We start from the raw sequence: 12,477 nt of genomic DNA on the forward strand, positions 1-12,477 counted from the left end.
TCGGGATTCGCATAACCCGACCCCAGCGGGGTCGGGGAGGCCGATCATTACGGGGTAACCTTGCCGTGCTGCAGCGCCTGCCCGTCGTGCCACCAGGCTGCCAGGCTGAACACGTCCGGCACCTTGAGGATGCTGAAGTGGTCACCCGGCCCCTGCCACAGCGCCAGCTTCGGCATCAGTTGCTGCCAGCCGGCCTGCATGGCGGCATGCTCGCGCGCATTGCCCAAGGCATCCAGGCCCGGGTCGTCCACCAATACCAGCCCGACCGCGCCGCTGTAGGCCAGCGTTGGCCGGTAGGCCGTGCGCAATGCCGTGGCGAAGGTGCGCACGGTGCCGTGCAGCGCAGCGGGCTGCGACCGTGCCGGCATCAAGCCGACCCGGACCATGGCCGCGTGCAGTTGGCTCAACTGTTGATCGTCGCTGGCGTCGGCAAATGCACCTGGGTCGATGCCCAGCGCTTTGCCAGTGGAAAGCTGCAGCGCGTCGATCAGCCGCTGCAACGCTTCGCCGAAGGTGTAGGGCTGGCCACAGGTGCCACCCTCGCCCGGGGCCTCGCTGTCGATCAGCGTCAATGAGCGCACCTGCCGCCCCTTGGCTTGCAACCTGGCGGCGATGGCATGTGCCACCCACCCCCCGAACGAATGCCCGACCAGGTTCAACGGCCCCTGCGGGTACAGCGCCTCGATCGCCAGCACATGGCAATCGGCGGCGGCTTCCACCGTGCTGTGCGGCACCGAGCAGCCATCCAGCCCGCGGGCCTGCAAGCCATACAGCGGCCAGTCCGGCCCCAGCGCTTCGGCCAGGCCAATGAAGCTGGTGACGCTGTCGCCGGCCCCCGGCACGCAGAACACCGGCGCGTGCCCAGCCTGACCGGTCTGGATCGCTACCAACGGCTGATAAGCCGCCACCTCGGCGTTAGGCACCGCGCCCAACGCCTGCCCGAGCACCTGCCCCAGCGCCGCCACATGGGGCGCCTGCATCACGCTGCGGTGGTCGCCCGGCACGCCCAGGGCGATCAGCGCCTGAGTCGGCAGCGTCTCGCCCCAGCCCAGGGCCGACAGGCTGTCGCTGCCCTGCTCGGCGCGCAGCAGGTGCACCGGTACACTCAGCGGCGCAGGGCGGTAATGCGCCAATGCTCGGCCGTGCGCCAGTTCGCGGGTGAAGTAGTGCTGCAGTTGCGCATCCGTCATGCTCGCCCACAGCCCATACAGCAGCTGATGTTCGCGGCAACTGGCCACCAGGGCGGTAAAATCCGTCTCCCCGGCTTCCAGGTGCTGCAACCGCGCCAGCTTGTCGGCGCCTGCCGGGCCCTGCGTGCGCCAGAACAGGCTGCAGTTGGCCAGCAACTGCCGCTCCAGTGCACGCGGCCCCTCCCAGCGCGCCTTGCCCTGGTCGGCCAGGCGCGGCACATAAGTGTCGATCAAGCCCAGGAACTCGACTGGCTCGTCCGCACCCAGCAACTGGTTGGCGATCTCGAAGGCCAGTACCCCACCGAACGACCAGCCGGCCAGGCGGTAAGGCCCCTGCGCCTGTACGCTGCGCATCTGCTCGATGTGGTAGCGGGCCAGGCACTCCAGGGTGCGCGGTTGTGGGCGGTCACCCGGTACGCCGGGCAGTCCGTAGATAGCGAAGTCACCGGGCAGGTGCTGGGCCAGCACCGGGAAGTAGAAGTCCAGGCCGGTGAATTCGTGAACCAGGAACAGCGGCGTCTGCGTACCGCTGGCCCGCACCGTGATCACACCACGCGGCGCGGCATCCCGGTTGCCCAGCCGCGCCGCCAGCAAGGCGACGCTGGGCTGCTGGAACACATCGTTGATGGCCACTTGCAAACCCGCCTTGGTGATCTTGTCGACCAGCCGGATCGCGGCCAGGGAATGGCCGCCGAGTTCGAAGAAGTTGTCGTGGCGCCCTACCCGCTCCACGCCCAGCAGTTCGGCCCAGATCGCGGCCAACAGGGTTTCGGTGTCGCCTTCGGGGGCTTGGTATTCGCGGTGTTGCAGGGCTTCGGCGTCTGGCAGCGGCAAGGCCTTGCGGTCGAGCTTGCCGTTGGGGCTTAGCGGCAGCGCCTCCAGGTGCATGAACAGCGCGGGCACCATGAACGTCGGCAGGTGCCCGAGCAACGACGAGCGCAGCGCCTCCACCGGATGGAATTGGCCCGTGTAGTACGCGAGCAGCTGCTGTTCGCGGGCGATCACCACGGCTTCCTTGATCCCCTCTATCCGCGTCAGGCCGGCCTGGATTTCACCCAGCTCGATGCGCAGGCCATGGATCTTCACCTGATCATCGTTGCGGCCCAGGTACTCGATATTACCATCGCTCAGGTGCCGCGCCAGGTCGCCGGTGCGGTACAGGCGTGCGCCGGGGCGAGTGCTGAACGGGTCGTCGATGAAGCGTTCGGCGGTCAGTTCGGCGCGGTTGAGGTAGCCACGGGCGACTTGCACGCCGCCGATGAACAGCTCGCCAGCGACGCCTTGCGGTACCGGCTGGCCCAGCGTATCGAGCACGTACAGCGTGGTGTTGGCGATGGGCTTGCCGATTGGGGTGTTGTCCGGCGCCGTCATGCAATGCCAGGCGCTGACGTCCACCGCCGCTTCTGTCGGGCCATACAGGTTATGCAGCTCGACCGTTGGCAACTGCGCGTGGAAACGCCGTACCAGGCTGCCCGGCAAGGCTTCACCGCTGCACAGCACGCGCTTGAGGGCATCTGCCGAAGCGTCGCCATGAGCAAGGAACACATCCAGCATCGATGGCACGAAGTGCAAGGTGGTGACGCCTTCGCTGCGGATCACCTGACGCAGGTACTCAGGGTCACGATGGCCACCGGGGCGAGCCATGACCAGGCGTGCGCCGGTTTGCAGCGGCCAGAGGAACTCCCACACCGACACGTCGAAGCTGAATGGGGTCTTTTGCAAGACCACATCGTCTGCGCCGAGGTTGTAGGCGTCCTGCATCCACAGCAGGCGGTTGACCACACCGGCGTGCTCGTTCATCACACCCTTCGGCAAGCCGGTGGAGCCAGAGGTGTAGATCACATAGGCCAGATGACGTGGGGTCAACGTAGGAACTACCGGGTTGCTGGAAGGCTGCGCGTTCCAGGTTGGCTGGTCCAGATCAATAAGCCGGACCGCCTCCGGTACGTGGCGCGTAGCGCTGTGCACCAGCACCGCCACTGGCGCGCTGTCGCTCAGCATGTGGCGCACGCGTTCGGTCGGGTAATCCGGGTCCACCGGCACATAGGCGCCGCCCGCCTTGAGGATGGCCAACAGGCCAACCACCATCGACAGCCCACGTTCGACGCAGATCGCCACCCGATCATCAGGCTTCACGCCCAACGCGATCAGGTGATGCGCTAGGCGGTTGGCCTGTTCATTCAACTCGCGGTAGCTGAGCGAACCTTCTTCAGCCCGCACTGCAACCGCATCCGGTGTGCGCACGACCTGCGCTTCAATCAGCCCATGCAGGGTCTGCTCAAGGTCGTAAGCCACCGCAGTATCGTTGAAGCCCTGCAGCAACCGCTTGCGCTCATCGGCATCGGGCAACCCGGTATGGGCAGGGATGGCCCGATCACTTTCAACGAAGGTCCACAGTAACTGTTCGAAATACCCCGCATAACGCTCGATGGTGGCCCGCTCGAACAGGGCTGTCGCGTAGACGATACCGCCGGCAAAGCCTTCGCCAGCCTCGCCCAGGCTCAGGCTCAGGTCGAACTTGGCAATGCATGCCGGCCCACCCACTGCGCTCACCGCCAGGTCCGCCAACTGCAGCGCCTGCCGCTCCGGGCTGGCCTCCCAGTCCAGGGTGGCCTGGTAGAGCGGCGTATGCGCCAGGCTGCGGCGTGGGCGCAGCAGCTCGACCACCTGCTCGAACGGCAGGTCCTGGTGCGCCTGCCCGGCCAGCACCACGGCCTTGACCCTGGCCAGCAACGTGGCGACATCCGGTGCATCCGAAGTCTGCACGCGCAACGCCATGGCGTTCACGAACATGCCGACCAGGCCATCCACTTCGGCTTGCCTGCGGTTGGCCACGGGCGAGCCGATCACCACTTCGTCCTGGCCGGCAAGCCGGCTCAACAGCACCGCCCAGGCCGCCATGAACAGCATGTAAGGCGTCACACCATGGCGCCGGCACAGCGCTTTCAGGTCGCGGCTCAAGCGCGGCTCCAGGCACACCGCGACGCTGCCACCGGCATACTGCTGGCGCTCGGGCCGTGGGTGGTCCCAGGGCAGGCTGATCAGCGCCGGTGCCCCGGCCAACTGGCCGACCCAGTAATCGGCCTGCTGGCGCAGCGCATCGCCGCTCAGCCAGCGCCGCTGCCACAGGGCATAGTCGATGTACTGCACAGGCAAGGCTGGCAACGGGTCGTCGCCACCGCTGCCGAAAGCCTGGTACAGCGCCCCCAACTCGCGTACCAACACGGCCAGCGACCAGCCGTCGGCCACCAGATGATGCAAGGTCAGCAACAGCACATGGTGGTCCGGGGCGAGCTGCAGCATGCGCGCCCGCACCGGCAAGTCCCTGGCCAGGGCGAAGGGTCGGCCGGCCTCCTCGCGAATCAGCGCCGCCAGCGCTAGCTCATCCAGCCCATTGCAGATTTCCCAACCAAGCTGGAAGCCATCGCTGCCGCTGGCCAGTACCACCTGCGGCTCGCCGTCCCGCTTCACAAAATGGCTGCGCAAACTCTCATGGCGCTCGACCAGGCGCCGCAAGGCCCGCTCCAGCGCCGCGCAGTCCAGGCGGCCCTGCAAGCGCAGGGCCAGCGGAATGTGATAGGCCGCACTGGCCTCCTCCATCTGCGCCAAAAACCACAGCCGCTGCTGGGCGAACGACAGCGGCAAGGCACCCTGGCGTGGGCCCGGCTGGATAGCCGGCAACGCATTGCCGTCATGGGCAAGGCGCGCCGCAACCGCCGCCAGGCTGTCATCGGCGAACAGATCACCCAGGGCCAGCTCAAGGCCCAGGCGTTGGCGAACCTGGGCCACCATGCGCATCGCCAGCAACGAATGGCCCCCCAGTTCGAAGAAGCGGTCCTGGCGCCCGACGCTCTGCAGTTGCAGCAGTTCGCCCCACAGCGTGGCCAACGCCTGCTCGCGCTCGCCTTCCGGCGCCTCGTAAGCCGTCAGCGCAAGGTCCTGGGGCCCCGGTGCCGGCAAGGCCTGGCGATCGACCTTGCCGTTGTTGTTCAGCGGCATCCGTGGCAGCGCGACAAAGGCGCTCGGCACCATGTATTCCGGCAAGCGGCCACGCAGGAACGCGCGCAGCTCTGTGGCCTGCAGCGCTGCCTCGAGCCGGGTGAACCAGGCCACCAGCCGCAGCGGCCCCTGTTCGCCAGGCACGGCCATCACCACCACCTCGCCAACCCCCGGTGCCAAGGCCAACTGCTGCTCGATTTCACCCAGCTCGATCCGGTAGCCGCGGATCTTGACCTGGTCGTCATTGCGCCCCAGGCACTCCAATTGGCCGTCAGGCTGCCAGCGCACCAGGTCGCCGGTGCGGTACAGCCTGGCACCGGGTTGCTGGCTGAACGGGTCATCGATGAAACGCTGCGCCGTGAGCTCCGGGCGATTCAGGTAGCCCAGGGCCACACCGTCACCGCCGATGTACAGCTCACCGACCACCCCCTGCGGCACGGGTTGCTGCCAGGCGTCCAGCACATACACCTGGGTGTTGCCGATAGGCCGGCCAATCGGCACCTGAGGCGCGTTCGGCGCCAGTTCATGCACTTCGAAAGTGACCGCGAAGGTGGTGGTTTCGGTCGGCCCGTAGCCATTGACCAGGCGCAACCCAGGCGCCTTCTGCAGCAGCGTACGGAAGGCTGCGGGCTCTGCACGCTCACCGCCGCTGATCAACACGCGCAGCAGCGCCAAGGCCTCGGGGATCAGTTGCACGTACTGGTTGAACAGCGCCGTGGTCAGGAACAGTACGGTGATGCCTTGGTCCACCAGCGCCGCCGCGAAACGCTGCGGATCGACCAGCGTGTGGTGATCGATCACCCGCACCTGCCCGCCGTTGAGCAGTGCGCCCCAGACCTCCAGGGTGCTGGCATCGAATGCCGGGTTGGAGGCGAAGGCGATACGGTCGCCCGCCGTCAATTCGGCAAAGCTGTCGTTCAGCACCAGCCGCGCGATGCCCCGGTGCGTGACGCAAACGCCCTTGGGTTTGCCGGTGGTGCCGGAGGTGTACATCACATAGGCCGTGCTCCCAGCGTCCTGGGCCAGCCCAGGGTTGTGGCCGGGCTGGTCGTCGAGTGACAGTTGGTCGAGGTTCACACGCCGCACCGCAAGATCGACTGGCGTAGCGGCAAGCGTCAGCACTGCGGCGGCCTGGCAGTCCTCGACCATGAACGCCTGGCGATCGGCGGGGGCATGGATGTCCAACGGTACATAGACCGCACCACACTTGAGCACTGCCAGTTGCGCCACCAGCAGTTGCAACGAGCGCGGCAACAACACCGCAACGCAGGCGCCCGGCGCCACACCGGTGCCCATCAGGTAATGCGCCAGGCGGTTGGCGCGTTCGTTAAGCGTGGCGTAGTCCACGGACTGGTCGCCATGCACCGCCGCCAGTGCCAGCGGGTGGCGGGCCACGCGCTGTTCGAACAGGCGCTGCACCGCACATTCGCGGGGGTAGTCGCGCTGGGTGGCATTGAAGCCATTCAGCAAGGCCTGGCGTTCTGCTTCGCCAACCAGCTGCACCTGCGCCAGTGGCTGTTGATCGTTATCGATCATGGCCCACATCAACGTCTCGAAGTAGCCCACATAGCGCCGCACGGTGGCTTCGTCGAACAGCGAAGTGGCGTAGTCGAGGCTGCCACGCAAGTTGTCGCCATGCTCGCCAAGGTTCAGCGTCAGGTCGAACTTGGCCACCTGGCCAGCCTGGGCCACGGCTTCCAGTTGCAGGCCCGGCAACTGCAAGGCGGCACCCACGGTGGCCTGCCAGTTCAGGGTGGCCTGGAACAACGGTGTATGGCCCAGGCTGCGCAGCGGGCGAACGATTTCCACCACCTGTTCGAACGGCAAGTCCTGGTGCGCCTGGGCGTCCAGTACACGCGCGCGCACCTGCTCTAGCAGGGCGTGCGCTGTCGGTGCTGTTGCAGTGTCGATGCGCACGGCCAGGGTATTGACGAACAAGCCCACCAAGGGCTCCAGCTCGGCTCGGCCGCGGCCCGCTACAGGGCAACCGATCACCACCTCAGCTTGGCCGGACAACCGCGACAGCACGCCAGCCCAGGCGCTGAGCACGGCCATGTACAGCGTCACCCCATGACGCTGGGCCAGGGTGCGCAGGCCCGCCGCCAGGCGTGGCTCCAGCTGCAGTGGCAGGCTTGCCCCGGCAAAGTCCTGGCGCTCGGGGCGTGGGCGGTCGCTGGGTAGCTTGAGCAGGCTGGGCGCGCCGTCCAGGGCCTGGCGCCAGTAATCGGCCTGGCGCTGCAACTGGGCGCCGGATAGCCAGCGGCGCTGCCAAACGGCGTAATCGCCATACTGAATGGCCAACGCCGGCAGTGGTTCATCCCTGCCTTGGCAGATGGCGGTGTACAGCGCGCTCAACTCGTGGGTGAGCACACCCAGCGACCAGCCGTCGGCGACGATGTGGTGCACGGTCAAGGCCAGCACATGATGCTCGGCGCCCAGGCGCAGCAGACACGCCCGCAGCAACGGCCCGTGGGCCAGGTCGAACGGCGCACTGGCCGCTTCATGCAAGCGGGCTGGCAGGGCATCGGCACCAATGTCTTCGCGCTGGAACCACTCGCCACCCGCTGTGGCGGCAAACACCACCTCGGCACTGGCATCACGCGGCACGAAGCGGCTGCGCAAGGTTTCGTGGCGCTCGATGATCCGCAGCAATGCAGTCTCGAGGGCATCCGCGTCCAGTGGCCCGCGCAGGCCCAGGGCCATCGGCACGTTGTAAGCCTGGTTGCCGCCGTCCATCTGCGCCAGAAACCACAACCGCTGCTGGGCAAACGACATTGGCAGCGGCGCATCGCGCGGCACCGGGCATATCGCCGGCAGCTCGCTGCGCACGGCCTTGGCCAGCACGTCGGCCACCGCAGCCAGCTCCGGGTTGGCGAACAGTTCGCTCAGGCTCAGCTCGACGCCCAGGCGCATGCGCACTTGGGAGACCATGCGCATGGCCAGCAAGGAATGGCCGCCAAGGCTGAAGAAATGGTCGCGACGGCCGACGCGTTCGACCTGCAGCAGCTCGGCCCACACGTGCGCCAGGGCCTGCTCCAGCTCGCCCTCGGGGGCCTCGTAACCCTGCTCGAACAATGCCGAGCGGTCAGGCTGCGGCAATGCCCGGCGGTCGAGTTTGCCATTGGCAGTCAGCGGCAACGCCTGCAGCGCGACGAACGCCACCGGCACCATGTATTCGGGCAAGTGCGCCTGCAACTGGGCACGCAGGCCTTCGGGGGTGAGCGGCTTGACGTCGGCCAGGGCGGTGAAGTAAGCCACCAGCCGTGGCTGGCCGGGCTGGTCCTCGCGGGCCAGCACCACCGCCTCATCGATGCCGGCCAAGGCGCTCAGGCGGCTTTCGATTTCGCCCAGTTCGATGCGTACGCCGCGGATCTTGACCTGGTCGTCGTTGCGCCCCAGGTAGTCCAGGGTGCCGTCGGGCAACCAGCGCACCAGGTCGCCCGTGCGGTACATACGCCCGCCGGCCGTGGCGACGAAGGGGTCGTCAAGGAAGCGCTCGGCGGTCAATGCCGGGCGGTTCAGGTAGCCCCGGGCGACCCCGGCACCGCCAATGTAAAGCTCCCCTGGCACGCCCAGCGCGACAGGTTGCTGATGGGCGTCGAGGACATACAGGCGCGCGTTGTCGACCGGCCGGCCGATGTGCAGCGCCGCGCCGGGCTCCAACACGCCAGAGCTGGCCACCACGGTGGTTTCAGTGGGGCCGTAATTGTTGACCACGGCAAAGCGCTGGGTGCGGTTGAACTGGCGCAGGCGGTCGCCGCCGATCAACAGAGTGCGCAAAGTCGGGTGTTCGAGCTGGTGATTGAAGGCGTATTCGGCGACCGGCGTGGGCAGGAAACTGACGTCCAGCGGCTGTGCCTGCCACCAGGCGAGCATGGCGTCGAGGTCTTCGTTGCCCTGGGATGCTGGCGCCAGGTGCAACGTGGCCCCGGCACACAACGCCGGCCAGACTTCCCAGGCCATGGCATCGAAACCAAAGCCGGCCAGGCTCGACGTGTGCCGGCCAGGGCACAGGTCAAAGGCGCGGCAATGCCAGTCGACCAGGTTGTTGACAGTGCGGTGCTCGACCATCACCCCCTTGGGCTGACCGGTCGAGCCCGAGGTGTAGATCACATAGGCCAGGTTGCTTGCATCCAGGCCGGGCACAAGGGGGTTGCAGTCGCAGGCGGGCCAGCCCGGCTGGTCCAGCAGCAGCACCGGCACCTCGACGGGCCCCAGGCGCGCCTGCAATGCCTGTTGCGTCAGTACCACCACCGGGCCGCTGTCGCTGAGCAGGTAGTGCACGCGCTCATCCGGGTGGGCCGGGTCTACCGGCACGTAGCCCGCCCCTGCCTTGAGCACAGCCAACAAGCCAACCAGCGTCTCCAGGCTGCGCCGGGCGACCACGGCGACACGGTCATCGGGCCGCACCCCCAGGCTGATCAGGTGCTGCGCAAGGGCATTGGCCTGGCGGTTGAGCGCGGCGTAAGTCAGGCACGCGCCGGCGCAGGTGGCGGCAACGTGGTCAGGGTACTGCTCGGCCAGTTGTGCGATGCGCTGGTGCAGCGCCAGCTGCCGTTCGTAGCTGGCCGGGTAATCGTTGAACGTTTCCAGCAGTTCCTGGCGCTCGCTGTCAGGCAGCATGGCAAGCGCCGTGACCGCTGCCTGAGGGGCCTGCAACAGGCCTTCAAGGACCTGCTGCAAATAGCCGCAGACGCGCTGCGCCGGGACCTCGGCACTGGCCAGCAAGGTCAGGCGAAAGCCCTCGCCCAGGTCATCGACGCTCAGGGTCAACGGGTAGTTGGTGGCCTCGGCGGACTCGACGATGTCGATGCCCGCCAGGGCTGCGCGGCGAGGCTGGGCAGTGTCCACCGCGCTGTGACGGTAGTTGAGCAAGGCATTGAACAGCGGCGCCGGCGCTGCCACACCGCTGCAACGCTGGGCCAGCGCCAGAGGCGCGTGTTCGTGGCGCATCAATGCACTCAGCCGCTGGTGGGTGGCGCGAATGGCCGTTGCCAGGTCCTCGCTGCCCAGGTCCACACGTACTGGCAGGGTGTTGATGAAAATCCCCAACGTCCGGTCAGTGGCTTCGGCCCCTTGCAGGCGCCCCATCAGTACCGTGCCGAACACCACCTGCTCACGGCCGGTCAGCCCCCCCAGCACACGCCCCCAGGCCAGGTGGAACACGCTGGCGACGCTCACCCCCAGGCTGCGCGCCAGGGTGCGCAGTTGCTGGCACAGGGCGAGCGGCAGGTCGAGCGAGTGCTCGTTGTGCACTTCGCCAACGCCTTGCACATCCTGGATGCCATACGCCAGAGTCGATTCATCAATGCCCTCCAGCATGTCGCGGAAGAACGCCTCGTGCTCGGCCTCGCTGATCCCCAGCACGGCCTGCGCCACGTAGTTGCGAAACGGCACCGGCGTGCCCAGGCGCTCGCCCTCGCCCGCCAGAAACGCGATCAGTTCGTGGCGCACCACCTCCAGGGCACTGTGGTCCATGGCGATGTGATGAAACTGCAGGGTGGCACTCAATGCGCCATCGGCCTCTGGGGCCTCACGCAGCAGGCGGATCAGCGGCGCCTGGGTCAAGTCGAGCATGCCGCGCTGGGGGTCGCTGGCGGGCAGTGTCGCCACTTGCAGGTCGGCACGGCGCCACACCACCTGTACCGGTGTTTCCAGCCCTTCCCAGTGTACCGAAGTGCGCAGGATATCGTGGCGGGCGATCACCCCACGCAGGGCCTCGGCGAACGCCTGCAGGCGTGCTTCGCTGGCGAACACGAAACGCGCCTGCATCACGTAAGGGTCGCTGTCGGTGGCGCTGGCATGGTGGAACAACATGCCCTGCTGCAAGGGTGCCAGCGGGTAGATGTCCTGCACATTGGCCGCGCCGCCGGGGATGCAGGCAACGATGCCATCGAGGGTGTCCTGGTCGAGGTCGATCAGGTTGAGCATTTGCGGGGTGATGCGTGTGCAGCCAGGCGCGATCAGGTTTGCCGGCACCTGCACCGCGCCCTGTCTCACGGCCACGTACTCGCCGCGCTCGATCATCGCCACCAGCGCCGGCTTGTGCTCGCGCAGTTGCGCCACCAGTGTGGCGTCGGTCAAGGCCTGGCGGTTGCCCTGGACGGCCAGCTGGCCGTCCTTCAGCGCCAGCTGCACGTTTTTGGCCGTCAGTGTTGCCAGTAGTTGGTTGATGCTCACAGGACGATCTCCATTCTGTCTGTGATGGCTGCGTAGCCTGCCAATGTCGGTTGGTCGAACAGGGCGCGCACATCGGCTTCCAGGCCTTGGTCGCGCAGGCGGGAGGTCAGGGTCACTGCCAGCAGTGAGTGGCCGCCCAGTTCGAAGAAATTGTCGTGGCGACCTACCCGCTCCACGCCCAGCAGTTCGGCCCAGATCGTGGCCAGCAGGGTCTCGGTGTCGCCTTCGGGGGCTTGGTATTCGCGGTGTTGCAGGGCTTCGGCGTCCGGCAGCGGCAAGGCCTTGCGGTCGAGCTTGCCGTTGGGGCTTAGCGGCAGGGCCTCCAAGTGCATGAACAGCGCGGGCACCATGAACGCTGGCAGATGAGCCAGCAGTGCACTGCGCAGGGCTTCCACGGCCTGCTGCTCGCCGGTGTAGTACGCCACCAGACGCTGGTCGCGGGCGATTACAACCGCTTCCTTCACACCCTCGATGGCGGTCAGGCCGGCCTGGATTTCACCCAGCTCGATGCGCAAGCCATGGATTTTCACCTGGTCGTCGTTGCGGCCCAGGTACTCGATATTGCCATCGCTCAGGTGCCGCGCCAGGTCGCCGGTGCGGTACAGGCGTGCGCCGGGGCGAGTGCTGAACGGGTCGTCGATGAAGCGTTCGGCGGTCAGTTCGGCGCGGTTGAGGTAGCCACGGGCGACTTGCACGCCGCCGATGAACAGCTCGCCAGCGACGCCTTGCGGTAGCGGCTGGCCCAGCGTATCGAGCACGTACAGCGTGGTGTTGGCGATGGGCTTGCCGATTGGGGTGTTGTCTGGCGCTGTCACACAATGCCAGGCGCTGACGTCCACTGCCGCTTCGGTCGGCCCGTACAGGTTATGCAGCTCGACCGTTGGCAACTGCGCGTGGAAGCGCCGTACTAGGCTGCCCGGCAGGGCTTCACCGCTGCACAGCACGCGTTTGAGGGCATCTGCCGAAGGGTCGCCATGAGCAAGGAACACATCCAGCATCGATGGCACGAAGTGCAAGGTGGTGACGCCTTCGCTGCGGATCACTTGGCGCAGGTACTCAGGGTCACGATGGCCACCGGGGCGAGCCATGACCAGGCGTGCGCCGGTTT

Annotated in this window: 2 protein-coding genes; both read right to left on the reverse strand. The window is 67.1% G+C overall.

Going from position 1 to position 12,477, the window contains the following annotated elements; genetic code table 11:
• Positions 1-47: 47 nt before the first annotated feature.
• Positions 48-11,369 carry a non-ribosomal peptide synthetase gene (locus CKW22_RS19295; RefSeq protein ID WP_095064791.1) on the reverse strand — a complete coding sequence of 3,774 codons (11,322 nt, stop codon included), beginning with the start codon at positions 11,367-11,369 and terminating at the stop codon, positions 48-50.
• Positions 11,366-12,477 (reverse strand): AMP-binding protein (locus CKW22_RS19300; protein WP_143500763.1); only part of this gene is annotated, 1,112 nt, incomplete at its 5' end. The genes CKW22_RS19300 and CKW22_RS19295, both read right to left, overlap by 4 nt.

Origin of the sequence: Pseudomonas sp. Irchel s3f19 (genome assembly GCF_900187555.1) — a bacterium.
Lineage (GTDB): Bacteria > Pseudomonadota > Gammaproteobacteria > Pseudomonadales > Pseudomonadaceae > Aquipseudomonas > Aquipseudomonas capeferrum.